General features: G+C 63.0%; 28 protein-coding genes. 14 read left to right on the top strand and 14 right to left on the bottom strand.

The window, feature by feature from the left end; translation table 11 throughout:
- The first annotated feature begins 342 nt into the window (after positions 1 to 342).
- Positions 343 to 699: a hypothetical protein gene (locus NKH89_RS18305; protein ID WP_352588597.1), complete on the top strand. Its 357-nt coding sequence runs from the start codon at positions 343 to 345 to the stop codon at positions 697 to 699.
- Positions 700 to 898: 199 nt separating this feature from the next.
- Here NKH89_RS18305 and NKH89_RS18300 read toward each other — a convergent pair whose 3' ends face one another.
- The gene (locus NKH89_RS18300) at positions 899 to 1,405 is read right to left on the bottom strand and encodes a hypothetical protein (RefSeq protein ID WP_156948088.1); all 507 of its coding nucleotides are present in this window, start codon (positions 1,403 to 1,405) and stop codon (positions 899 to 901) included.
- Positions 1,406 to 1,470: 65 nt separating this feature from the next.
- Between NKH89_RS18300 and purM the strand changes: the two genes are divergently transcribed.
- From purM to NKH89_RS18275, 5 genes are all read left to right on the top strand, one after another.
- On the top strand, positions 1,471 to 2,535 hold the full coding sequence (gene purM, locus NKH89_RS18295; RefSeq protein ID WP_023719763.1) for a phosphoribosylformylglycinamidine cyclo-ligase: 1,065 nt from the start codon (positions 1,471 to 1,473) through the stop codon (positions 2,533 to 2,535).
- Positions 2,532 to 3,239: a phosphoribosylglycinamide formyltransferase gene (gene purN / locus NKH89_RS18290; RefSeq protein WP_023719764.1), complete on the top strand. Its 708-nt coding sequence runs from the start codon at positions 2,532 to 2,534 to the stop codon at positions 3,237 to 3,239. Before purM ends, purN begins: the two co-directional genes overlap by 4 nt.
- Positions 3,240 to 3,411: 172 nt before the next feature.
- The gene (locus NKH89_RS18285; RefSeq protein WP_198030504.1) at positions 3,412 to 4,113 is read left to right on the top strand and encodes a class I SAM-dependent methyltransferase; all 702 of its coding nucleotides are present in this window, start codon (positions 3,412 to 3,414) and stop codon (positions 4,111 to 4,113) included.
- Positions 4,114 to 4,161: 48 nt separating this feature from the next.
- Positions 4,162 to 4,365: a hypothetical protein gene (locus NKH89_RS18280; protein WP_352495577.1), complete on the top strand. Its 204-nt coding sequence runs from the start codon at positions 4,162 to 4,164 to the stop codon at positions 4,363 to 4,365.
- A 114-nt stretch (positions 4,366 to 4,479) separates the two neighbouring features.
- Positions 4,480 to 4,995, top strand: coding sequence for a SixA phosphatase family protein (locus tag NKH89_RS18275; RefSeq protein ID WP_023719766.1), 516 nt, complete (start codon positions 4,480 to 4,482; stop codon positions 4,993 to 4,995).
- A 114-nt stretch (positions 4,996 to 5,109) separates the two neighbouring features.
- On the opposite strand, the gene NKH89_RS18270 is transcribed toward NKH89_RS18275, so the two are convergent.
- The 8 genes from NKH89_RS18270 to NKH89_RS18235 all read right to left on the bottom strand — a co-directional run bounded on the left by NKH89_RS18270 (position 5,110) and on the right by NKH89_RS18235 (position 14,299).
- Entirely contained in the window at positions 5,110 to 5,382 is a 273-nt protein-coding gene (locus NKH89_RS18270) for a DUF680 domain-containing protein (RefSeq protein ID WP_023719767.1), read from the bottom strand.
- A gap of 276 nt (positions 5,383 to 5,658) precedes the next feature.
- On the bottom strand, positions 5,659 to 5,892 hold the full coding sequence (locus NKH89_RS18265) for a DUF680 domain-containing protein (protein WP_352588599.1): 234 nt from the start codon (positions 5,890 to 5,892) through the stop codon (positions 5,659 to 5,661).
- Between the two features lie 378 nt (positions 5,893 to 6,270).
- Positions 6,271 to 8,493 (bottom strand): cation:proton antiporter domain-containing protein, encoded by a 2,223-nt coding sequence (locus NKH89_RS18260; RefSeq protein WP_502896909.1) that lies wholly within the window; start codon positions 8,491 to 8,493, stop codon positions 6,271 to 6,273.
- 185 nt (positions 8,494 to 8,678) lie between these two features.
- Complete coding sequence (locus tag NKH89_RS18255) at positions 8,679 to 9,377, bottom strand: DUF2270 domain-containing protein (RefSeq protein WP_023719770.1); 699 nt, start codon at positions 9,375 to 9,377, stop codon at positions 8,679 to 8,681.
- Positions 9,378 to 9,434: 57 nt separating this feature from the next.
- The gene (locus NKH89_RS18250; RefSeq protein ID WP_023719771.1) at positions 9,435 to 11,543 is read right to left on the bottom strand and encodes a molybdopterin-containing oxidoreductase family protein; all 2,109 of its coding nucleotides are present in this window, start codon (positions 11,541 to 11,543) and stop codon (positions 9,435 to 9,437) included.
- 42 nt (positions 11,544 to 11,585) lie between these two features.
- Positions 11,586 to 11,783 carry a hypothetical protein gene (locus NKH89_RS18245; RefSeq protein ID WP_023719772.1) on the bottom strand — a complete coding sequence of 66 codons (198 nt, stop codon included), beginning with the start codon at positions 11,781 to 11,783 and terminating at the stop codon, positions 11,586 to 11,588.
- Positions 11,784 to 11,787: 4 nt separating this feature from the next.
- Positions 11,788 to 13,665, bottom strand: a complete 1,878-nt coding sequence (locus tag NKH89_RS18240) for an ABC-F family ATP-binding cassette domain-containing protein (RefSeq protein ID WP_352909473.1) — start codon at positions 13,663 to 13,665, stop codon at positions 11,788 to 11,790.
- A 454-nt stretch (positions 13,666 to 14,119) separates the two neighbouring features.
- The gene (locus NKH89_RS18235; protein WP_023719775.1) at positions 14,120 to 14,299 is read right to left on the bottom strand and encodes a membrane lipoprotein lipid attachment site-containing protein; all 180 of its coding nucleotides are present in this window, start codon (positions 14,297 to 14,299) and stop codon (positions 14,120 to 14,122) included.
- Positions 14,300 to 14,430: 131 nt separating this feature from the next.
- Between NKH89_RS18235 and NKH89_RS18230 the strand changes: the two genes are divergently transcribed.
- The 3 genes from NKH89_RS18230 (at position 14,431) to NKH89_RS18220 (ending at position 17,248) form a co-directional block, all read left to right on the top strand.
- Positions 14,431 to 14,604 carry a hypothetical protein gene (locus tag NKH89_RS18230; protein ID WP_023719776.1) on the top strand — a complete coding sequence of 58 codons (174 nt, stop codon included), beginning with the start codon at positions 14,431 to 14,433 and terminating at the stop codon, positions 14,602 to 14,604.
- 94 nt (positions 14,605 to 14,698) lie between these two features.
- On the top strand, positions 14,699 to 16,780 hold the full coding sequence (locus NKH89_RS18225; protein ID WP_352909471.1) for an ATP-dependent helicase: 2,082 nt from the start codon (positions 14,699 to 14,701) through the stop codon (positions 16,778 to 16,780).
- 165 nt (positions 16,781 to 16,945) lie between these two features.
- Complete coding sequence (locus NKH89_RS18220) at positions 16,946 to 17,248, top strand: DUF982 domain-containing protein (protein ID WP_352452964.1); 303 nt, start codon at positions 16,946 to 16,948, stop codon at positions 17,246 to 17,248.
- A 69-nt stretch (positions 17,249 to 17,317) separates the two neighbouring features.
- On the opposite strand, the gene NKH89_RS18215 is transcribed toward NKH89_RS18220, so the two are convergent.
- Complete coding sequence (locus tag NKH89_RS18215; protein WP_023677663.1) at positions 17,318 to 17,488, bottom strand: hypothetical protein; 171 nt, start codon at positions 17,486 to 17,488, stop codon at positions 17,318 to 17,320.
- Positions 17,489 to 17,627: 139 nt separating this feature from the next.
- The gene (locus NKH89_RS18210; RefSeq protein WP_352457652.1) at positions 17,628 to 18,140 is read right to left on the bottom strand and encodes a DinB family protein; all 513 of its coding nucleotides are present in this window, start codon (positions 18,138 to 18,140) and stop codon (positions 17,628 to 17,630) included.
- Positions 18,141 to 18,217: 77 nt separating this feature from the next.
- Here NKH89_RS18210 and NKH89_RS18205 point away from each other — a divergent pair, with 77 nt between their 5' ends.
- The 5 genes from NKH89_RS18205 (at position 18,218) to NKH89_RS18185 (ending at position 21,777) form a co-directional block, all read left to right on the top strand.
- Positions 18,218 to 18,928, top strand: coding sequence for a glutathione S-transferase family protein (locus NKH89_RS18205; RefSeq protein WP_352909470.1), 711 nt, complete (start codon positions 18,218 to 18,220; stop codon positions 18,926 to 18,928).
- Positions 18,929 to 19,343: 415 nt separating this feature from the next.
- Positions 19,344 to 19,979 carry a 5,6-dimethylbenzimidazole synthase gene (bluB, locus tag NKH89_RS18200; RefSeq protein ID WP_352909468.1) on the top strand — a complete coding sequence of 212 codons (636 nt, stop codon included), beginning with the start codon at positions 19,344 to 19,346 and terminating at the stop codon, positions 19,977 to 19,979.
- A gap of 199 nt (positions 19,980 to 20,178) precedes the next feature.
- Entirely contained in the window at positions 20,179 to 20,475 is a 297-nt protein-coding gene (locus NKH89_RS18195) for a DUF1905 domain-containing protein (RefSeq protein WP_352909467.1), read from the top strand.
- Between the two features lie 118 nt (positions 20,476 to 20,593).
- Positions 20,594 to 21,016: a nucleoside-diphosphate kinase gene (gene ndk / locus NKH89_RS18190; RefSeq protein ID WP_023719783.1), complete on the top strand. Its 423-nt coding sequence runs from the start codon at positions 20,594 to 20,596 to the stop codon at positions 21,014 to 21,016.
- 152 nt (positions 21,017 to 21,168) lie between these two features.
- Entirely contained in the window at positions 21,169 to 21,777 is a 609-nt protein-coding gene (locus NKH89_RS18185; protein ID WP_352909466.1) for a class I SAM-dependent methyltransferase, read from the top strand.
- Positions 21,778 to 21,849: 72 nt separating this feature from the next.
- On the opposite strand, the gene NKH89_RS18180 is transcribed toward NKH89_RS18185, so the two are convergent.
- From NKH89_RS18180 to NKH89_RS18170, 3 genes are all read right to left on the bottom strand, one after another.
- Positions 21,850 to 22,119, bottom strand: coding sequence for a hypothetical protein (locus tag NKH89_RS18180; protein ID WP_023719785.1), 270 nt, complete (start codon positions 22,117 to 22,119; stop codon positions 21,850 to 21,852).
- Between the two features lie 164 nt (positions 22,120 to 22,283).
- Complete coding sequence (locus NKH89_RS18175; RefSeq protein ID WP_352909559.1) at positions 22,284 to 22,538, bottom strand: SDR family oxidoreductase; 255 nt, start codon at positions 22,536 to 22,538, stop codon at positions 22,284 to 22,286.
- Positions 22,525 to 23,292, bottom strand: a complete 768-nt coding sequence (locus tag NKH89_RS18170) for a YbaY family lipoprotein (RefSeq protein ID WP_352909465.1) — start codon at positions 23,290 to 23,292, stop codon at positions 22,525 to 22,527. Before NKH89_RS18170 ends, NKH89_RS18175 begins: the two co-directional genes overlap by 14 nt.
- Between the last annotated feature and the right edge of the window lie 20 nt (positions 23,293 to 23,312).

Genomic DNA, 23,312 nt, shown 5'->3' with positions numbered 1-23,312 from the left:
TCTTGTTTGTCGATACATGATGGAGATGGAGGGTCACGGCAAGTGAGAAGCGACAAAAGTTGGGCCGTGCACGGGTTTGTCGAGAGCGCACTGGCCGCGAAGCTATTTTGGAACAAGCGGCGCAGTGGCTGGACTCTTCGGCAACCATCAAGGCACCATGGCGCAACAAAGAGGGAGTGGAACCTTGTCTTTGGCCGTTGGCGAAGCGCGTAAGTATCTCGATACGTTCATGATGGGACATGGCTTTCGCCGCATCCGGAAAGGCGTCTTCGAAGTCGACCGGAGCGACGATATTGCCTGATTCTCGAAGAAGCCTTTACTGCAAGCTCTGGCGATGTTCATGTGAACATGCTCGTTTACCTGGACTTTCTTACCGTCAGGCCGTTGCTTGAAAGGCTGTACGGCAAAAAATGGATCTGGCCCGGACTGTCGCAGTTTCATCCCGAAACGATATTTAACAATGAGCTGAAAGCTTATGGTCGTTACTTCGAGAACCTTGACCAGACGAGCATAGATAGGTTGCTGGGGAAATATGTCGAGCTGGCGCGACGGATCAGGGCTCAGAATCCGGACCTCGCCAGTTACGTCGCCGGACATAGCGAGCTGCTCGACAAACCTTACGAATTCACACAGCCCTTCGCCGTTCGGATCCTCGCGCTGATTGCCTGCGAAATCGAACTTGGCACTACGAGCGGGTGAGGCAGGCTGTGCACTGGATTCGAACGAACAATAGCGGAATAGCGCTGAGCGGCTACGCCAAGGCACAACTCGACCGCGTCGACATGGTTCTGGCGGAACGAGAGGGACGTCCATAAGGGCGGCAGCTTGGGCGACTGTCCACTCTTTTGTCGAGCCAAGACAGTCTGATCCCGCCGTCATCCTTGCGAGGTGCGGCCGTTCATGCGAAGAGCCCGGGAAAGCAATAGCTTATTTTCCCTACTGCTGAATGACGATGGCGCAGAGAATCACAATCGCTTGGCGAGTAACGCTTTGCTATCTGGCCGGACTGACAGAAAGTCTGCTGGCTTTCGCATCTTTCGGAGCCCCGCACCGCAACATAGCGACGCAAGATCTTCTGTGGGCCTTCGCTCTTGAGCTGGCCGTGGGCGTGGTCGTCTCTTGGCCCCTCTGGCTGACGGCTGCGGTCGTGGCGTTTCTGTTCGCGAGGTCGGTCGTTGCAAATCCAGGTCTGTGGGCTGCCGCGGCGGCTTTGGTCGCCGCCGGCTTCTCGTATGGAATCCTGCCCTTCGACGGTGAAATCAGGTCTCTTGCCACCGTCGGTGGCCTCGCCGCAATTCTGGCGGGGATTTCTTTTTACTGTTGGAGTATATCGCGCCCGGTTCCGCCGGTATCCAACTGAAAACACCATCATCGCGCGCTTGCCTTGCGGGGCAAAACCGTTCATGCGAAGAGCCCGCAAGCGAATGAAACCAGCGACAGGCAAGCGCAACAGATGAGCAGGCGCCGGAAATGAGCAAGCGCAAGAACGGGCTCACCTATGCCGAAGCGGGCGTCGACATCGATGCCGGCAATCTCATGGTCGAGAAGATCAAGCCGCTGGTGCGTGCGACCCGCCGGCCGGGCGCCGATGGCGAGATCGGCGGCTTCGGCGGCCTGTTCGACCTAAAGGCCGCCGGCTTCACCGATCCGGTGCTGGTCGCCGCCAATGACGGCGTCGGCACCAAGCTGAAGATCGCCATCGACGCCGGCAAGCACGATACGATCGGCATCGACCTCGTCGCCATGTGCGTCAACGACATCGTCGTGCAAGGCGCCGAGCCGCTGTTCTTCCTCGACTATTTCGCCACCGGCAAGCTCGATCCCGACCAGGGTGCTTCGATCGTCGGTGGTATCGCCGCCGGCTGCCGGCAGGCCGGCTGCGCGCTGATCGGTGGCGAGACGGCGGAAATGCCGGGCATGTATCACGACAAGGACTACGACCTTGCCGGCTTTGCAGTTGGTGCCGCCGAACGCGGCCAGCTGTTGCCGACCGACGACATCGTCGAGGGCGACGTGCTGCTCGGCCTTGCCTCGTCGGGCCTGCATTCGAACGGCTTTTCGCTGGTCCGCCGCATCGTCGCGATAAGCGGCCTTGGCTGGGGCGATCCGGCGCCGTTCAATGACGAGGCGACACTGGCCGAGGCGCTGCTCGAGCCGACGCGCATCTACGTCAAGTCGATCCTCAAGGCGATCCGCAACACGCATGGCATCAAGGCGCTGGCCCATATCACCGGCGGCGGCTTTCCCGAAAACATCCCGCGCGTTCTGCCCAAGGATTTTTCGGCCGAGCTCGATCTCGGCGCCATCGAGGTGCCACCGGTGTTTTCGTGGCTGGCCAAGACCGGCGGCGTCGCGCCGGAAGAGATGATGCGCACCTTCAATTGCGGCATCGGCATGATCCTGGTCGTCGCCTCCGGTCAGGCGGCGCAGGTCGCCGCCGTTCTGCAGGAGGCCGGCGAGACGGTGACGCCGATCGGCCAGATCGTGCCGCGCCGCGATGCCGGCGTCATCTATCGGGGCTCGATCGGCCTATGACCAGAAAACGCACCGTAGTGCTTATTTCGGGGCGCGGCTCCAACATGACGGCGCTGATCGCGGCCGCCGGCAGCCCGGCCTATCCGGCCGAGATCGTCGGCGTCATCTCCGATCGCGCCAATGCCGCCGGCCTCGGCATCGCCGCGGCTCGCGGCATCGCCACCAAGGTGATTTCGCGCTCCGATTATGCCAGCAAGGAAGCGCATGACGGGGCGATCGATGCGGCCCTCTTGTCGTTCGGCGCCGAAATCGTCGCGCTGGCCGGCTATATGCGCATCCTCGGCGCGCGTTTCGTCGAGAAGTGGCAGGGCCGGATGGTCAATATCCACCCTGCCCTGCTGCCTGCCTTCAAGGGGCTGGATACGCACGCGCGAGCCATCCGCGCAGGCATGCGCATCCATGGCTGCACAGTGCATTTCGTCACGCTCGACATGGATGACGGGCCGATCATCGCCCAGGCCGCAGTGCCGGTGATGGTCGGCGACAATGAGGACACGCTGGCCGCGCGCGTGCTCAAGGCCGAGCACCAGCTCTATCCGCTGGCGCTGGGCCTGGTCGCCGAAGGCAAGGCGCGGATGGAAGGCGGCCGCACGGTGTTTTCGCGCTTCGCCGACGATGCCGACAACGCCACGTCGGTGGTGATCGCGCCCGACCCGCTGCGTGAAGAGACCGATCTTGAGCACCTGGCGCGGATAACGCCGTGATTGCTTTTCAATCGGCTGGGTCGTGAACCCCACAAATTAGCCGTGCGGTGGGCTGCGAAAGCCTGCTGTGTCTCGATAGCGGCCAGATTTTCGGCAGCACAGCGCAAGGACGCGATGTGCCAAAGGCAGACGCCAGTGATATTGATTTCGGGTATAACGAGGTATGACGTCCGTGCCCGAAACGACAGACTATGACACCATCGCCGGGCGTTACTCGGCGATGATCGATGAGCGGCCCTGGAATGCTCTCTACGAGCGCCCGACGACCTTGCATCTCCTGCCACCGGTCGACAATATCGATGTTCTTGATGCCGGTTGCGGTCACGGCTGGTACGCCGATTGGCTGATGTGCCACGGTGCTCGCGTGGTTGCTGTCGACCGTAGCGCCGCAATGGTTGCTCTCGCGCAAAAGCGCGTCGCAGGTCGCGCCCGCGTGATCCAGGGCGACGTGAGCAATCTGCAAGGTATCCTCGGCGACGAGACTTTTGACCTCGTGCTATCTTCGCTCGTCCTCCATTACCTAGCGGACCTACCAGCCGTTTTTTCTGAATATGCGCGGCTGCTTCGACCAACTGGCACGCTGGTATTTTCGACGCATCACCCAGTTCACGATCAAGTCAGCATTCTCGATCCTGGATATTTGAATGCCGAACTGATCGAGGAGGAATGGGGATGGCTCGGGCAGAAAATGCGCTACTATCGAAGGCCGCTACGCGATCTGACTGACCCTCTTGCGGATGCTGGATTTGTCATTGAGCGGATGTGCGAGCCGACGCCAAGTGAGGAACTGAGACTGAAGGACCCAAAGGGATATGATCGACTTTGCCGCCTCCCGGCGTTCATTTTCGTGCGCGCCCGGAAGGGCAGCTCATAGACGATGCGACGTCGCCGACAGCACAGGTAAGTCATAGGAGACAGCTTGATGGCGACCGTCGAAAAAGTCAGCGAGGTGCTACCCGAATGCGGGCTTGGCCAGCCCTTGCGCATAGCCGAAGCGGAGCGATTACGGAAAGCCTGGGCGGAGGGGCTGGAGAGTGGTCCGTCCGCCCCGTTCGACATCGAGGATATAAAACAAAAAGCCCGCAGCAGGTTCGGCAACGCCATCAAAAACCAGCGGAATGGCTGACATCCGGATCGTTGACGGCAAATTATCTCGTGCTTTATTGACTGGCCGAACAATGCGTCGAGATTGTCCGCGTCGTGCATGGCGCACGCGATGTTTCGGCCTTATTTTGAAACCATGATGCAATTGCTGCTCCTGCGTCACGCTAAATCGAGCTGGGACGATCCTGGCCTCATCGATTTCGACCGGCCGCTGTCCGGGCGCGGGCGGAAAGCAGCGCCGCTGGTCGGGCGCGAACTGACCCGGCGCGGCTGGCTGCCGGAGCTGGCGCTGGTGTCGCCGGCGCTGCGCACCCGCGACACATGGCGGCTGGTTTCGGCGGAATTGCCGGCGAAGGTGCAGGCCAAATTTGCCCAGGCGCTCTACGAGGCAGCGGCGGCGGACATCCTCGCCAAGGTGCGGCAAGTAAAGGCGGAGACCGGAACGCTGCTGGTGCTTGGCCACAATCCCGGGTTGGAGGAGTTCGCGCGCGGGCTTGCCGGGGCTGGATCGGATGAAGCGGCGCTGAAAAAGCTGGCGGAAAAATTCCCGACCGCGGCCCTGGCTCGGTTCGACGTCGATGGCGATTGGGCCGGTCTCACCTTCGGCAGCGCCCGACTGACGCACTGCATTTGGCCGAAGGATCTGCGTTAGGGATTTACCAACAGGCCGGGGGAAAAACCGCCGATCCCTCGACCGACCGAGCTTCGCACAAACAAGAGCGGCGGGCCAAGCCCGCCGTTCTTTGTGCTCCCGGGGTTTGAGGAACTAGCGGCCCCAGTTGCCCCGGCCAGATTGGGGCACTACGGGCTGATCCGTGCCGAATCGGGTCGTCGCCCCGGTGTCGACGGCGTTGTGCTCAGCCGCCAGCGGCTTGCGGATGGAACCGGTAAACCCGCTGTCGATAGCGCCGACAGGCGCATTGCCAACAGGCGCGGCCGGCTGGTTGGCACCGTCCGAACCATAGTGGTCGCTGCCGGCAAAGGCGCTGCCCGTGGCGGTGAGGACGATAGCGGCGATGGTAAGAGCAATCTTGGTCATTTCGGGTACTCCAGTGTGCTGGTCATTCGTGAGTTGTCGTTGCTTTCGACGCATTCGAGATGAGAGCGCTGCCCGCGCCGACGAATACGCATCGGCTTTTTCCGACGTGCACGTTGCTGGACGATTTCAGCAACCGAGATTGTGGCTACAGATGAAACCTGCAATTCAAAGTATTCGATTGGCGCAGGATTCGATCCAGCGCTCGTCCCGGCTGATACGCGAAAGCAAGAGTAGCGGGCCGAGCCCGCCGCTCTTTGTGTTCCGGGGCTGTGATAATCAGCGGCCCCAGATGCCTTGGCCGGATTCAGGCGCCACCGACTCGGAAGTCGTCTTGGCACCGGTATGCTCGGAAGTAACCGGCTTGCGGATCGAGCCGGTGAACGTGTTGTCAACGTTGGCAGCAGGAGCGGCCGGCTGGTTGACGTTGTCTGAGCCATAATGGTCGCTGCCGGCAAAAGCAGTGCCGGTGGCAACGAGGATGGCGCCGGCGGTAAGAGCGATCTTGGTCATTTCAGGTACTCCGGTAGTTCTTTGGTCTGTCCGTCAAGTGGCGTGCCTTGGGAAGAATTCGCGTCGCTCGGACCGCCCCGAGATGGGTCCGCAAGCTTGTCGTTTCCAATCACAAAAATTTTGTACGGGTGCGCCAAATTGGCCGCTTGAAATTCGACATGGGGCTCCTTTCGCCACAATGTTCTTATTTCTTTTCAATTGGTTATGCGGTTATTGGTGATTTTCAGCGCGAACATTCTGTGAGCCGGCGTTCACCCATTCCTGTACCCTCTGTCAACAGAACCGAACCGTTCGGTTCAAACTATTTTACGTTTAGCTGGATCAGCGCTTCAGAGCCTCGATCGACATGCCTGCCGACCGATCAATGCCCAGTAAAAATCACGCTGCCAGCTCAGCGCCAGCGGTGTCATGCTTGGGCCGCGCGCTGGCCAGAAGCACGACGGGGCAGTTGCAGGCGGCTAAAACAGCGCTGGCGGTTTCGCCGAAGAACAGGTCCTCACCCGGACGTTGGGTGACACCCATCACGACGATCGCCGCGCCTTTGGCCGCCTCCCTAGTGATCGCCTTGTCGGGTGTGACGCGGGTATGGAACGCGGTGTCGATATGCAGGCCGTAGCGGCCCGCCAAGTCGGCGATGTCTTTCAGCACGGCCTCTTCGCGGCTATGCGACACGGATGTCGACCTGCGCCCCTTGGCTGCTTTTTGCGAGACGTAGAGAACCTTGATCCGCGCCCGGTTTGGACGGGCCAGCGCCAGCGCCAAGTCGGCGGCGCGGCGCGCCACCTGGGTACCGTTGACGGGGACGAGAATGCTGGTGCCGGCCTTCAGCGTTGGCATCTTTTCGGCAGCATTGCCGCCGTTCAGGACCAGGCAAAGCGGGCCGTCAAATCCTGCGGCAATGTCGTTGAGGGCCGGCGCGAAGGCGCCATCGGCGGTCAGCACATTGTCAAGGCCGACCAGCAACAGGCCGTATCCCTTGCGGGCCTCTTCGGCGATCGTCTCACCGGTGGCTTCCAACTCGGTGCGGGCCGTCAGGTGGACTTTGCCGACAAGCGTATCTTCGATCCGTTTTACCGCCTGGGCGCTTTTCTTTGCACCCTTCTTGATTTCCTGCAGGGCGCGCTCCTGTCCCTTGCTGTCGCTCGGCCTGTCAATTCGGCCGTCTTTCGGCTGAAGCAAGGTGGTGGGCAGGCGAAGCAAGGTAGTGGGCATGCCGCTGCCTCCGCCGACCAGTCCGGCGAGATGGGCAGTGAACTTGCCAATCCTGCTGTCGTCGACCAGCACCAGCAGCCGCTCCAGCCTGGAAATGAAGCCGTATTCGTCCAACGCCTCGCGCTCGACACGCTGCTGCTCGTCGTGCCCAACCGGCAGCCGGCCGAGCGCCCAGCGCAGCATCGGCGGCATGGCCAGCGTGGTGATCACGGCCATGGTGACGATCATGGTGAAGAGATTGTGCGACAGGATGTTCATCGACAGGCCGATGCTGGCGACGATCACCTCGGTCGAGCCGCGCGCGTTCATGGCGCTGCCCACGGCGATTGCTCCCTTGAACGACATGGCGGCGAGCCTAGCGCCGATGAACGCGCCGCCAAACTTGCCGATGCTGGCGATAACCACCAGAGCGCCCGTCAGCATGGCAAGCGTCGGATCGGCAAGCACTGTGAGATCGGCGGAAAGCCCCGCCATGCCGAAGAAGATCGGCATGAACAGCGCGGTGATGACGCCGCGCAGCTGGCCTTCGATATGGCTGGAGAGGATGGGCGATTCCCCGACAAGGATACCGGCGACGAACGCACCCAGCACCGTATGCACGCCTATCATATTGGTGATCAGCGCCATCACGCCCATGATGATGAGGATCATGGTGATCACAGCGAACTCGCTGTGGAATTGATCGTTGGTCCAGCGGATCAAGGTGAAGACAAGACGGCGGCCAATGGTGAAGGAGAACACCATGAACAGTGCCACCGCGGCGATGGTGGTCACCAGCGGCGCGAACTGCAGCCTGCCATTGGTGGCGATGCCGAAGGTTACGGCGATGATAAGCCAGCCGATCGTGTCCTCGATGATCGCCGAGGAAATAATCACCTGTCCGAGGTTGCGGCGCATGAAGTTCATCTCGCGCACCACCATGGCGACGATCTTGACCGACGAGATCGACAGCGCGGTGCCCAGGAACAGCCCGGCGACGGTGCGTTGCGTGGCGTCAGACAGCAATGCGTCCGGCAGGAACTGCGCCAGCGCGAAACCGCAGATGAAGGGCACCACGACGCCGGTCGCCGAAATGGAAAAACAGGCCGCGCCAACCCGGCGCACCAGCCGCAGGTCCGTCTCCATGCCGGTCAGCAAAAGCAGCATCAGGATGCCGAGCTGTGAGACGGCGTCGATCATGCCCTTTTGCGCAGGATCGCTGGGAAAGATCAGGTGCTGAGCCGATGGCCATAGCCAGCCGAACAGCGAAGGACCGAGCAGGATGCCGCCGATCAGTTGGCCCATGATTGCCGGCTGGCCATAGCGCTGCAGCACTTCGCCCAGGCCGCGCCCGACAAGCAGCAGCAGGACGATCTCGGCAACGAAAGCGCCTTCGCCCGAACCGCCCATTCCCGAAGCCTTGGTTCCGGCAACAAGCGTCTCCGCCGCCCGGGCCGCTCCTGCGGGGACGAATGCACAAACCAACAGCGCCAGGCTGGAACGTGTCGGAGCCTGCCAAGCCATGAAACCCCCATCGCCCAATACACCTGCCCCACAACGCGCGACAGGCCGTTGCGTTGCTAGACAGGGCATTGCTAGACGTGGACGTCACCGAAGGAGAGTTCGCCGTCGTCGCTCTCCGTCAGGTAGGCTGCCATCAGCAGGCCGGCATAGAGGACGGCGACCAGCACGACGATGGCGCCACCAGGAACTGGACCCAGCGCAGCACTGGCGACGGCCTCACGCATCGACCCGACGAAGCCGATGCGGACGCCTTCGTTTAAGAGGCTGGGGGTCGACAGTTTGAGGATCCAGGCCAGCAGCAGGATCAGCAGCATGTAGATGTAATTCCGACGCAGACGGCGCGCCAAAGCCACGCGTTGCGAAATCAGGAATTTTGGTGCGCGCAGGCTCTCGCCGACGATCAACAGCCAATCGGACGCGAAATCCGGCTGCGGCGAGAATACCTGTGCGAAATAGTGCCGTTCGAACTGGCGCACGCGAGCCCGATAGAAGTCGAAGAAGCGGTATCGCCGCGCCTCGATCCACAGCAGCAGCAGAACAAGCAGCATGGCAAACAGCAGCACGCCATGGTGAGCGCTGGCTGTCGAAAGCGAGACGGACAGCATCGCCGCGACAACCGTTATCGCCCAATTGCTCGTCCGGTCCAGGCGGTCGCGCCACCCAGCCATGCGCGCAATCTCGGCGCGATGGAAGTGGGACATCGTGGTTACGAGTTCGCCGGACGAAAGCGTTCGCCCGATGGGGTCCGGCGCCGCCAACGCTTCTGCCATGACCATGCCTCCACCCGCCATGCGAAACGGCCGGAGGAACATATCGTTCCGAACGCTTCAAGTTGCCGGGCGCAGCCAGACCTTGTTGTCGTGGAAGGCGGCGCCGCCATAGGGCGCCGGCGCATCGGCGCCAGTCAGCACGTTGATGCCCTCGCCGCGCTCATGGGCGCTGTTCGGCCAGATGCCTTCGGCGATGACCACGCCGCGCTTGATGCCGTCGAACAGTTTTGCGTGCAGCACCACTTCGCCACGCTGGTTGCCGACTTCGATGCGGCCGCCGTCGGCGACGCCGAGTGCCGCCGCATCATCGGGATGCAAGAGCAGCTCCGGCCGGCGCTCTTTTGCCTGCGACACCGGCGTTTCGGTGAAGGTCGAATTGAGGAAATTGCGCGCCGGCGAGGTGGTCAGCCGGAACGGGTGCGCCTCGTCCGCCACCTCGATCAGATCGACATGGTCGGGGAATTCCGGCAGGCTCGCCACCGGCCCGAACAGGCCCATGCTTTTCGGTGGCCGATTGGGCGACGCCTGGCCCGTCCAGTCGGCGCGAAAATGAAACTTCTTGTCGGCATGGCCGAAGCCGTCGAGGTAATGCGCGGCATCGAAATCCGGCTGCAAATCGACCCATTTCTGCTCTTTCAGGCTCGAAAAGCTGCCCAGCCCGCGCTTGCCCAGAATGACGTCGATATGCTGCTGCTCGGTCATGCCGAAGCCCGGGCGATCGGCGACACCGAGTCTTTTGCCGAGTTCCTCGATGACGAAATGGTTGGTGCGCGGACCTTCCGGCGGGTCGATCAGCTTCGGCCCGAGCGTGATGTGCTGGTTGCCGCCGCCCTTGTAGACGTCGTCATGCTCAAGAAACATCGTCGCCGGCAGCACCACATCGGCGAGCTTGGCGGTGTCGGTCATGAACTGCTCGTGCACGCAGGAGAACAGATCGTCGCGCAAAAAACCCTGCTTCACCAGCCGCTGCTCCGGCGCGACATTGACCGGATTGGTGTTCTGGATCAGCAGCGCCGTCACCGGCGGGCCCCCATAGAGCGCATCCTCAGCCCCGGTCAGCACCGGGCCGATGCGCGAATGGTCGAGATGACGGATCGCGGGGTCGCGCATCCGCGTGCCTTCGAGCAGTTCCTGATTGAGCTTGAAGATGCCCGAATTGGTATGGAAGGCGCCGCCGCCTTCATATTGCCAGCAGCCGGTGACCGCGGCGATCGAGGCTGCGGCGTGCATGTTGACCGAACCGTTGCGCTGGCGCGAAAACCCGTAGCCGAGGCGGAAGTAGGTCTTGTTCGTCGTGCCGACGAGACGGGCGAAGGTCTCGATTTCGTCGACAGAAAGCCCGGTGATATCAGCGGCCCATTGCGGCGTCCTCGTTTGAAGATGCGCTTCCAGACCATGCGGGTCGTCGGTGTATTTTTCCAAATAAGCGCGGTCGGCCATGCCGTCACGGAACAGCACGTGCATCACCGCGCAGGCCAGCGCGCCGTCGGTGCCGGGCTTCAGCACCAGGCCGAGATCGGCCTGCTTCATCGTCGCGTTCTCGTAAACATCGATGACGACGATCTTGGCGCCGCGTTCCTTGCGCGCCTTGATGGCGTGGGTCATGACGTTGACCTGCGTGACCACGGCGTTGGTGCCCCAGATCACCACGCAATCGGACTTCGCCATCTCGCGCGGATCGGGGCCGCGCAGTGCGCCTGCCCCCATCATCCAGCCGGTCCAGGCCAGATTGGTGCAGATCGAACTGAAGAAGCCGGAGTATTTCTTGGCATGCCTGAGCCGCTCGATGCCGTCGCGCTGCACCAGACCCATCGTGCCGGCATAGTAATAGGGCCAGACCGTCTCCGAGCCGAATTTTGCCTCCGCCGCGATGAACTTTTCGGCGACAAGGTCGAGTGCGGCCTCCCAGCTCGCTTCCTTCCAGGCGCCCTCGCCCTTGGCGCCCGCCCGGACCAGCGGTTTCAGCAGGCGGTCGGGATGATGGACGCGGTCGGCGTAGCGGGCGACCTTGGCGCAGATGACGCCGGCCGTGTAGCTGTTGGCCTTGGCGCCATGGACGCGGCCGATACGCCTGGCGTCAAGCAACTCGACCTCGAGCGCGCAGGTTGAGGGACAATCATGCGGACAGGCCGAATGGCCGATTTTGAGCTTGGCGTGCTGATTCATGGGAGCAAACTAGCCGGTTGTGATAGCGGCGTGTAGGGCCAGTTACACGCCATCAATGCGCTTGAACAAGGCGTTGTAGGCACCGCATTTCGGGCAATGTATGTGGCGCTCGACATGCGATGATCCGGCTCCGGCGTCGATGACCAGCAGATTGCCGTCTCCACACTCAGGACATTTTACGACAGCTCCGGAATTGACGGCCAAAACCTTGGCAGCTTCGATCCACAGTTTTGCCGACATCGTCCTACTCCGCCGTGCCTTCCTCGTACTCCGCCGACATCGACAGCCATTTCTCCTCGTGGCCGGCCAGCTGTTGCGCGAGTTGTGAGCGTTCCTTGGCCAGCCTTGTCGCGGTCGAGGGGTCCTTTTCGTAGACGGCCGGATTGGCGAGTTCGTCCTCGATCAGGTCGATGCGCTTGCGGAGGCGGTCCATCAGCGCTTCGGTGGCGCGGATTTCCTTGGCCAGCGGCTCGAAAGCGGCGCGGCGCGCGGCTGCATCGCGGCGGCGGTCGGCCTTCGAGGCTTTGTCCGCCTCGCGCTTGCCGCGGCGGTCGCCGGAGACGCCGGTGACCAGCGTCTTGTAGTCCTCGAGGTCGCCGTCATACGGGTTAACCGCGCCCTCCTTGACCAGCCACAGCCGGTCGGCGGTCGCCTCGAGCAGATGGCGGTCGTGCGAGATCAGGATGACGGCGCCGGGAAAATCGTTCAGCGCATGGATCAGCGATTCACGGCTGTCGATGTCGAGATGGTTGGTCGGCTCGTCGAGGATGAACAGGTTCGGCCCCTCGAAGGCCGACAGGCCCATCAGGAGCCGCGCCTTTTCGCCGCCGGACAGGTCTTTGGCGGCGGTGTTCATCTTTTCGGTGGTCAGGCCGAACTGCGCGACGCGGCCGCGCACCTTGGATTCCGGCGCGTCCGGCATCAGCCGGCGGACATGCTCATAGGCGTTTTCGTCGGGCCTGAGGTCGTCGAGCTGGTGCTGGGCGAAGATTGCCACCTTCAGCCCGGGCGCCACGGTCATGCCGCCGGTCTCCGGCTTCAGCCGGCCGGCCAACAGCTTGGCGAAGGTCGACTTGCCGTTGCCGTTGGCGCCGAGCAGCGCGATGCGGTCGTCGGCATCGACGCGCAGCGTCATCTTCTTCAGGATCGGCGCACCCTCGGTATAGCCGACATGGACGTTGTTCAGCGCGATGATCGGCGAGGCCACCGTCTTCACCGGCTCCGGAAAGGAGAACGGCCGAACCGTGTCGTTCACAATCGCGGCGATCGGCTTCATCTTCTCCAGCGCCTTGATGCGCGACTGCGCCTGCCTCGCCTTCGACGCCTTGGCGCGGAAGCGCTCGACGAAGGATTCCATGTGCTTGCGCGCGGCTTCCTGCTTCACGCGGCCCTTCTCCTGCAATTCGCGCTGCTCGGTATATTGGCGCTCGAACTGATCGTAGCCGCCGCGCCAGAACGTCAGCTTCTTCTGGTCGAGATGGACGATCGAATTGACGGCTCGGTTGAGCAGGTCGCGGTCGTGCGAAATCAGCAGCACAGTGTGCGGGTATTTCGACACGTAGTTTTCCAGCCACAGCGTGCCTTCGAGATCAAGATAATTGGTCGGCTCGTCGAGCAGCAGCAGATCGGGCTCGGCAAACAGCACCGCGGCCAGCGCGACGCGCATGCGCCAGCCGCCGGAGAAGGACGAGGCCGGGCGCCGTTGTGCGGCGTCGTCGAAGCCGAGGCCGGCGAGAATGGTGGCGGCGCGTGACTCGGCCGAGTGCGCATCGATATCGGCCAGCCGCATATGGATATCGGCGATGCGGTGCGGATCGGTCGCCGTCTTTTCCTCTTCGAGCAGCGCACTCCGTTCAAGGTCGGCCTTGAGCACGATCTCGATCAGCGGCTCCTCGGTGCCCGGCGCTTCCTGAGCGACCTGGCCGATGCGTGTGTTCTTGGGCAGACTGATCGAGCCGGTCTCGGAGGCGAGGTCGCCGGTGATCGCCTTGAACAAGGTCGTCTTGCCGGTGCCGTTGCGGCCGACAAGGCCAGCCTTGCTGCCGGCCGGCAAGGTCAGCGAGGCATGGTCGAGAAGCAGGCGTCCGGCCATGCGGAGCGAAAGGTCGTTGATGATCAGCATGGCCGCGCTTTTGCACGGGACAACCATGCTTCGCAAGGGCTTGAGCCCCGGTTCGCCGCATAAGGCGCGAAAACCGGCAAGCAGGTGACGTCGACCCCCGCGCACCGCGACTTCCCGCAAAACGCAAAAAGAACCCGCTATCCTGAGGGGGGACAAGGAAAGCGGGTTCTTTCGTGAACGGCGGCCTTGGGAGCGTCCGATCGACACCCAAACACGCAGCAGCCGGGTTTGTTCCATGGGATAGACAAACCATGTGATGAACAAACGCCGGCGTGGCGGCAGGTTTGTCCACAGGGCGTGCCGTTTGTACGCTATCGGACCATGACGCTGCGGAAAGACTCGGCTATTCTTGGATGTGCGGCGGGCCTGATCTCCGCCTGGCCGGCGTCATCAGCTTCCTCCCAAGCGGCGCCGGCCACCCTTTTTTGACCGGCGCCGACGCCATTTGAAGCGGTCATTGTTTCGGCGGCGTGCCGGGCTGATCGCCGCCGGTCGTCGACTTCGGCACCGGATTCTTGTCGACCTGCGGATTCTGCTCGACCGTATCGCCAGGGGCCTTGGTCGGCTGGATGTTGTTGTCGCAACCCGCAACGGTCAGCGCTGCCACAAGCAGCAGGATTGAGCGCTTTTTCATCGCAGTCTCCTCTCGCCGACAACGAGGCGTCGGCGATTTGGTTGCGCGATCGGTGTCGTTCCCGCATTCGCCGAGCAGTCGGGGAACAAAATGCCGCGTCTCCGGTTGCTCCAGAATCAATGGAGGAAGCCATGATCCGTCTGCTTATCGCCGGGGCAATCGTCTATGTTGCCTATCGCGTCGCCAAGAAAGTGATCGACGAGGTGCCCGACGATTTCGATCCGCTGCTGCTGCCGCCACCAGAAGACGATCGCGAGGCGCTGCGGCGGCAATCGGCAAGGATGGGCGTCGAGCCCGGGCGTTAGTCAACGGGCCTGCCCGCAAGGCTTCTTCGTTCACGAGCCCCATTCCGGCTCCGCAAACCGTTGCGAACAAAGCGGAAACGATGCTTGATGGGCGATGAACCTCGCCGCCCGTGATTCGTCCTTCCAGCCGGCCTATCTGGCAAAGCTCAACGCCGAGCAGCGGCTTGCCGTCGAACACGGCGACGGCAAGATCGCGGGGCCATTGCTGGTGATTGCCGGCGCCGGCTCCGGCAAGACCAACACGCTGGCGCACCGGGTCGCGCATCTGATCGTTAGGGGTGCCGATCCGCGCCGCATCCTCTTGATGACATTTTCCCGCCGTGCCGCGGCGGAAATGGCCAAGCGGGTCGAGCGCATCGCCGGCGAGGTGCTGGGCCGCGATGCTTCTGTCATCACCGATGCGCTGAGCTGGGCCGGCACGTTCCACGGCATTGGCGCCAGGCTGCTGCGTGATTATGCGCTGGAGATCGGTCTCGATCCCGCCTTCACCATCCACGACCGCGAGGATTCCGCCGACCTGATGAACCTCGCCCGCCACGAGCTTGGGTTTTCGAAGACCGAAGCCCGCTTCCCGACCAAGGGCACCTGCCTTGCGATCTATTCGCGTGCCGTCAATGCACAGGCGCCGCTCGGCGAGGTGCTGGGTTCGGTGTTCCCGTGGTGCGCCGGCTGGGCCGAACAGCTGAAACAATTATTCGCCAGATATGTCGAGGCCAAGCAGGCGCAGAACGTGCTCGATTACGACGATCTGCTGCTCTACTGGGCGCAGATGGCCGGCGAGCCGGAAATCGCCGCGCATCTGGGTGCACGTTTCGACCATGTGCTGGTCGATGAATACCAGGACACCAACCGGCTGCAGGCCTCGATCCTGACGGCCCTCAAGCCCGACGGATCGGGGCTGACGGTGGTCGGCGACGACGCGCAGTCGATCTATTCGTTCCGCGCCGCGGAAGTGCGCAATATCCTGGATTTTCCCAAGCAGTTCGCGCAGCCGGCCGAGGTCGTCATGCTGGAGCGCAACTACCGCTCGACCGAGACGATCCTGGCGGCGGCCAATGCGGTGATCGGCGAAGCGTCGGAACGTTTCACCAAAAATCTCTGGTCGGAGCGCAAATCGGCGGAAAAGCCGAAGCTGGTGAGCGTGCGCGACGAGATCGAGCAGGCGAGCTATGTCTGCCAGGCGATACTCACCGAGCGCGAGGCCGGTACCGTTCTCAAAGCGCAGGCCGTGCTGTTTCGCGCCTCGCACCATAGCGGCCCGCTGGAGATCGAACTGACGCGCCGCAACATCCCCTTCGTCAAATTCGGCGGGCTGAAATTCCTCGATGCCGCCCACGTCAAGGACGTGCTGGCCGTGCTGCGCTTTGCCGAAAACCCGCGCGACCGCGTCGCCGGCTTTCGCGTGCTGCAACTTCTGCCCGGCATCGGCCCTTCGGCCGCCAATGCGATTGTCGAGACCATGGCGACGTCGCTCGACGAGACGATGGGGCTTGCCCGCTACCGGCCGCCGCAGCGCGCCGCCGACGACTGGCCGGGCTTTGTCGCGCTCTATTGCGGCCTGCGCGCCGGCGCAAAGAAATGGCCGGCCGACATCGAGCAGGTCAGGCTCTGGTACGAACCGCATCTGGAACGTATCCATGAGGATGCGACGACGCGCCGGGCCGATCTGCTGCAGCTCGAGCAGATCGCTTCCGGCTATGGATCGCGCGAGCGCTTCCTCACCGAGCTGACGCTCGATCCGCCGGACGCGACCAGCGACGAAGCCGGCCCGCCGCACCGCGACGAGGATTATCTGATCCTGTCGACCATCCATTCGGCCAAGGGCCAGGAGTGGAAGAACGTCTTCGTGCTCAACACCGTCGACGGCTGCATCCCGATCGACCTCGGCGTCGGCAGCAAGGACGACGTCGACGAGGAGCGGCGGCTGCTCTACGTGGCCATGACGCGGGCCAAGGATAGCCTGCATTTGGTGATGCCGCAGCGTTTTTTCGTCCACGGCCAGGCGGCGCGCGGCGACCGCCATGTCTATGCCTCGCGCACGCGCTTCATCCCGCGCCCGATCCTTGGTGCCTTCGAGCAGGTGGCGTGGGCCAGCGTCCAGGCCAGGGACGATCCGTGCCGCCAGCCGCAGGTGCGTGTCGACCTCGGCGCCCGCATGCGCGGCATGTGGAAATAGGCACGCGCCCTCGCCGCTGGCGCTGCTCTCCCGGCGACAACCCCCAGAGCCGGCGAAAAACAAATCCCGGCAACATGGAACCTCGCGCCGTGATCCGCGTTTCTGCCCGACCCCCAGACCGGAGAACGGCGTCCGCCGTGACCTCCGCCCATTCGAGAGGCCAGAATGCACGACAGGACGTTTTCCACACCGGTCGCCCTAACCGTTGGCGCCGGCTACAAGCGGACGATCGCTTCGTTCTCCGAGATGCACGAGTTCCTGACCGAGTTCCCGCCTTCGCGCCGGCGGCTGAGCTATGGCGCCGCGGTAAAGGCCTGCGAGGCGGCACGCGCCGGCGAGATCTCGGCCGAAGCGGCACGCGACGCCCTGATCACCTTCGCCGTGACGGCCGGCATCCTCTGGCCGGCCGCCCAGCCGGCAGTCTCGGTCAAGCCGGTCGCCCGGGGCCTCGGCGGCTACGCCGCCTGACGCAACCTCTTCGTCATCATGGCCGGCCGGAGATGCGGTCCGTTGTCGGTGGTTTTAGGTCGGCAGATCCTAAATCAGCTGCCTTCTGATGCTCATCCGGGTCACCGCAGTCACAAGAATGGCGCCGATCATGAAATAGATGGTCGCGACAATGTCGCCCTGGTGGAAATAATAACCGGAGTTGAGAAGCGCCAGGACCACGGCGAAGAACGCCACAAGGCGCAAGGGTTCATTGGGCATGCGTGCCAATTCTCGCTGTTGCTGCTGAATGCTGCTGAAGCGGCCGCCCTCACGACCGTGCGCTCCATAAAATGTTTTGGCGCGTTTTGCAATCTCGGCAGATCGTCCCCTATCCACCGCTTCCCCAGCCGCCCCAGGTTCAGGCGAATGCCCTGCCCTCCTCGCTGCGCTGGAACATCGTCAGGTCCAGTCCGAGGCTTGGCTTGCCCAGAATGGTCAGGATCGCATGCGCCTGGCCGCGGTGGTGGGTCTGGTGGTTGAAGAAGTGGTCGAGCGCCGGCGCCAGCCGCTGCGAGACGGTGCGCATATCCGAGACGGTCATGTAGGAGAAGCGGCCCGACAGCGCCTTGTCGCTCAGGCCGTCGACCCAGTCGATGATCCGTTTGTCCTCGGCCTCGCGCGCCAGCCGCAAGCCGGGCAAGGCGCGGTGCAGGATCGTGTCGAGCCTTGCCGGCGCGTCGCCCTCGCCGGTGAAGCGTTTCATCCAGATACGGTCGGCTGCCAGGAGGTGGTTGAGCGTTCCCATCATCGAGCCGAAGAAGACGCCGATATTGCGGTCGAACTCTTCCTCGTCGAGATCGGCGGCGGCATCGTAGATGCGGCCATTGGCCCATTGATTGTAGGCCGCAAACATCCTGAAATGCTGTTTCATTCTTCTCTCGACCTGCGAGACCCTGTTTCGCGTGGGTCTGTTTCGGGCATAGTTAGACTGCGAGGACGCTGCCGCCAATGACCATTCTGCTCTACGACCTTGTCGGACGCGACGCCGCCCGCCCGTTCAGCCCACATTGCTGGAAGGCGGCGATGGCGCTGGCCCACAAAGGGCTCGACATCACCAGCGTGCCGACCCGTTTTCTCGAAGTGCCGAAGGTGGAAGGCGGCGTCTCGAAGCTCGTTCCGGTGATCCGCGACGGCGAGACGGTGGTCGCCGATTCCTTCGCTATCGCGCTCTATCTCGAGCAGGCCTATCCCGAGCGGCCGACATTGTTTTCCGGCGACGGCGGCAAGGCGACGGCGCGCTTCATCGAACGCTGGTCGCAGCTGACCATCCATCCCTACGTCACCACCGCTGCGATATTGGACCTGCACGCCATGCAGGACGAGGCGAACGCCGCCTATTTCCGGCAGAACCGCGAGCAGCGCTTCGGCAAGCGCCTGGAGGCGGTATACGCCACCCGCGACGCTGGGCTCGCCAGCTTCCGGGCCTCGCTGGAGCCGCTCCGCTCGATGCTTGGCTATCAGCCCTTCATCGGCGGCCCGTCGCCGCTGTTTGCCGACTACATCGTTTTCGGCGCGCTGCAATGGGCGCGCATCGCCACGCCCTACCGGCTGCTCGACGACAGCGACGTCGTGGCGCAATGGTTCGAACGATGCCTCGATCTGCATGGCGGCCTCGGCCGCACCGTCGCGCCGGCGGCGCTCGCCTCGCTTGAGAGTTGAAATCGGCAGTTTTACAGCGGCGCCACATTTTGTTCTTGCTTTGTGCCGGCAGCTATGCTACTAATCTGGGTATGGTGCTAATTGGCTCCAACGACCCGCCCGGCTTGCCGAGGCGGGTTTTGTTTGCCGATCAAGGTCCAACGGCGCAGATGGCGGCAATGTCGCCGGGCCTCGGCTAAAGCGCGTCGCGTTCGACCGGCCTCATGCGATGCGCTTTAGGTTCTTGTTTTGATGCATGTCGTTAGCGCAAAACCGCTGCACACTTTTGCGCGACATGCATTAGAATTGCCGCCCCGGCGAAATGCGACAATGCGGGTAGACGACGTGTCGCTCGAAGCGCCTCATCACTGCCCGGATCGAAGCAAACAAGACGAAAGTCCGGCGAACCGGACAATCACAACAGAGGCAGCGCGCCATGACCGCAAACCCAGAGTTCCCGGCCGACTTTCGCGCCGGGCTCGCCAATCTTTTCCTGTGGCGACGCGACGTCAGGCGGTTCAAGCCGACGCTGCTCCCCGAAGGGGCGCTGGAGCGGCTGCTCGAGCTTGCCAGCGCCGCGCCGTCTGTCGGGCTGAGCCAGCCCTGGCGCTTCGTTATCGTCGAGAGCGAAGCATGCCGCGCCGCCGTCAGGGCATGCTTCGAGCGCTGCAACGCGGAGGCACTCGCAAATTTTTGCGGTGAACGCGCCGCGCTCTATGGGCGCCTGAAGCTTGCCGGCCTGAATGAGGCGCCCTGCCAGCTTGCGGTTTTCGCCGACCGCGCAACCGAGCAAGGGCATGGGCTCGGCCGCCTGACCATGCCAGCCACCATAGACTATTCCGCTGTCATGGCGGTTCACACGATGTGGCTGGCGGCGCGCGCCGAAGGAATAGGCATGGGCTGGGTCTCGATCCTCGATCCGGTCGAGATGGTGACGATCCTGGACGCACCGCCGGAGTGGACGCTGATCGGCTATTTCTGCGTCGGCTATCCAAGCGAGGAACACAGCGTGCCGGAACTGGAACGGCAAGGCTGGGAAGTCCGGCGCGCTTCGATCGTGACAAAACGGTAGTGCAACGGCGGCGCTGCCATTCTCGTTGCAGGAAAGCCATTCTCTTTGCAGGGAAGCCATTCTCTTTGCAGGGGAGAATGACTCCTCCCCTGCAGGGCAGAATGGATGTCATGGATGTTTCGCCAATCGTCAGCATCGCCAACAAGAGACCAAAGGCAAAGCCAGTCGTGACGGCCTTGATCTGAGGAAGGGGCATAGAATGTTTCGCTGCGACGTGCAGGCCGAGATCTGGGTCTATCCGGGCAAGGGCGGCTGGCATTTCGTGACGCTGCCGCCGGAACCTGGAGCCTGGATCAAGACGGCGATGGTAGGGATGGCAAGGCCCTGGGGCTCGCTTGGCGTGGAAGCCGTCATCGGCCAGACCAGATGGCGGACATCGCTGTTTCCCGACAAGAAATCCGGCAGCCTGCTCTTGCCGATCAAGACGGCGGTGCGGGTCCGCGAAGGCCTTGGGGCTGGCGACACGGCCAATCTGACGATCGAGATTGAGCTATGACACATTGGGTCTGGCTGACGGCGACGCGCTGTGCGCCCACCTCCCCTTGGCAAGCCGGCGGGCGGCTTGTATAGAGCCCGCCACCCTCAATTCCACTCTCCATCACAAGGACGATCCCATGGCGCTCGAACGCACCTTTTCCATGATCAAGCCGGACGCGACCCGCCGCAATCTCACCGGCGCCATTACCAAGATACTGGAAGATGCCGGCCTGCGCGTGGTCGCTTCGCGCCGGGTGTGGATGAGCCGCCGCGAGGCGGAAGGTTTCTATGCCGTCCACAAGGAGCGTCCGTTCTTCGGCGAGCTGGTCGAGTCCATGTCGTCGGGCCCGACCATCGTGCAGGTGCTGGAAGGCGAGAACGCCATTGCCAAGAACCGCGAAGTGATGGGCGCCACCAATCCGGCAAGCGCCGCCGAAGGCACCATCCGCAAGCTGCACGCGCTGTCGATCGGCGAGAATTCCGTGCATGGTTCCGATGCGCCGGAAACCGCCGCGCAGGAGATCAAATACTGGTTCTCGGACACCGAGATCGTTGGCTAAGCCGGCATCCCGAACCCATCAAAGAGGCCGGCGCAACGCCGGCCTTTTTCGTTAGCAGACATTTTCAGGTTCAGGCTCCTCGACGGGTCATGGGTGCGTTAAGCTCGAGGGCACGGATCAAACGCGGTCGCGACAACGGAGCCGACCAGGCCATGACCAGCACCATTCCCGGCTTGTTCCAGGGCACCGAGATGCCGACCGGTGGCTGGTGGGAGGCGTTGTGGCCCGACCCTGCCGGGGTGTTGACGGCGGTGGGAATGAAGCACGGCATGGATGTGGTCGATCTCTGCTGCGGCGACGGCTGGTTCACGCTGCCAATGGCCAGGGTCGTTCGTCAGGTCATCGCCATCGACATCGATGCCGATCTGCTCGAAGTCGCCCGGTGGCGGCTGGCCGACGGAGGCGCGAGCAATTGCGAGTTTGTGGCGGGCGACGCCTATGAGCTTGCCAGGCTGGTGCCCCGGCCCGTCGACTTCGTCTTCATGGCCAACGCTTTCCATGGCGTTCCGGACCGGCCGCGCCTTGCCCGCGCCGTGCGGGCGACGCTTGGCAGGGCCGGTCGTTTTGCCATCGTCAACTGGCACCAGAAGCCGCGCGAGCAGACCACGGTTCTGGGCGAGCCGCGCGGACCGAAGACCGAGCTGAGGCTGTCACCCGAACAGACCACCGCGGCGGTGGAAGCAAGCGGGTTCAAGCTCGCCGGGCTGGTCGACATACCGCCCTACCACTACGGCGCGGTATTCAAACTCGCGACAAATTGAGAATGCCTGGTGTATGCGGTCGTCGCCCCGATAGATCTCGCCCGCCGCCCCCTAGCGGCGGGTTCTGCCAGTCTATTTCGCCTGGCGTTCCTTCACGTTCGCATGTTCGTTCGCCGCTTCCGTGTCGGTGGCCGGCGTCTGTGTATCGTGACCGGTGAACGGGCTGCCCTGCCCGGGCGCGAGATCGCCGCTATGACCAGCCTTGTTGGTCTGGAAAGGCTGGCTGTCAGGACTGAGACCATGCTGGAGGGCGTCGAACAGATGGTCGTCTGCCTTGGCAAGGCCGGTGAAGGCAAGGAGCGATGCACCGGTGGCGGCAAGGATAAGCGCGTGCGTTTTCATGTCTGGACTCCTTTGAGTTAGGCCAGAACGAGCCGCAGCCATTCTGGCGGCTTCAACGAAGGGACAAACATCCCTTTTGCCTTACCCGCCATCGTATGAGGACGTAACGCGCGCTCTGCCCAGTTTATTCCCCCTGAAACACAACGTGATCGGCATGCGGCCGATCAGGCGACCGAATAGCCGCCATCGGCGAGCAGGCCGTGGCCTGAGACAAACGAGGCGTCATCGGAAGCAAGGAAGGCCACGACCTTCGCTATCTCTTCCGGCGAGCCAGCCTTTGATGCGCCGCTTCGGCCTGACGCCTGCGCAGCCACCACAGGTGTGATCGTTTCGGAACGGTCCAAGGCCTGTTGAGAATCAGGGCAGGCCGAGCCGGTGCAGGCCTCACCTGAATATCGACAAGTCTCAACTCGCAGCATTGAACCGCAGGATGACGCGGTCATCCTTGTCGGCGATGATGAGCTTGCCGGCGTCGATATGGTACGACGCTGCCTTGGCCAGCGCCTCGAACAGCGCCTTTTCCTCGGCCATGGTCTCGGACGCGCAGGCCTTGAAGGTCGAACCGATGTCACTGATGGTAATCGTCGAACCATCGACTTTGGCGGTGGCGAAATAGACGTTGCAAGGGCCGCTGCCGCCGGCCTTGCCGGCTTCGCTGATCCGGAATGTCGCCCGCGGCTCGGCAATCACGCCGATGCCGTCGATATATTCGACCAGCCAGCTTTGGCCGAACACGGAAGCTGTCGCCGGCTCGGCGCTCGGCGCCGCCATTTTCAGCATGATGGTCTGTGGCGCGTCGCTGAGCGGGTCGACCTGGTGGCGCGCACCTGTGACGAACAGCAGCCGGTCGTCGACAGTGATGCGCGCCTGCAGAGCGTAGGTCATATCAGGCCGGATCACCTGCGGATCGAAGCTGATCTCGAACTTGATCGGCACCTGGCCGGCCGGCACCACCTTGCGCTCACCGATGATTGCAGCCGGCGCGTCGGCCAGCGAAACGTCGGCAAGCTGCACGGAAAGCACGGCATTAGGCGGCAGCGCGATGCGCTCGCGATACATCACCTTGCCCTTGAGGGTCTTTTCGGCAGCCACGGAATGATCCGGAACGGCCAGTATGCCGACGGCCAGCGGCACCAGTCCGAAGATGAAGAACTCGGCGATCCTGTCCAGCATGATCCTGCTCCCCTTCCGGC

The organism is Mesorhizobium sp. M0923 (assembly GCF_040319365.1).
Taxonomy (GTDB): Bacteria; Pseudomonadota; Alphaproteobacteria; order Rhizobiales; family Rhizobiaceae; genus Mesorhizobium.
Note: the sequence above shows the minus strand (reverse complement) of the source record. Positions and strands in the feature narration are given on the sequence as shown.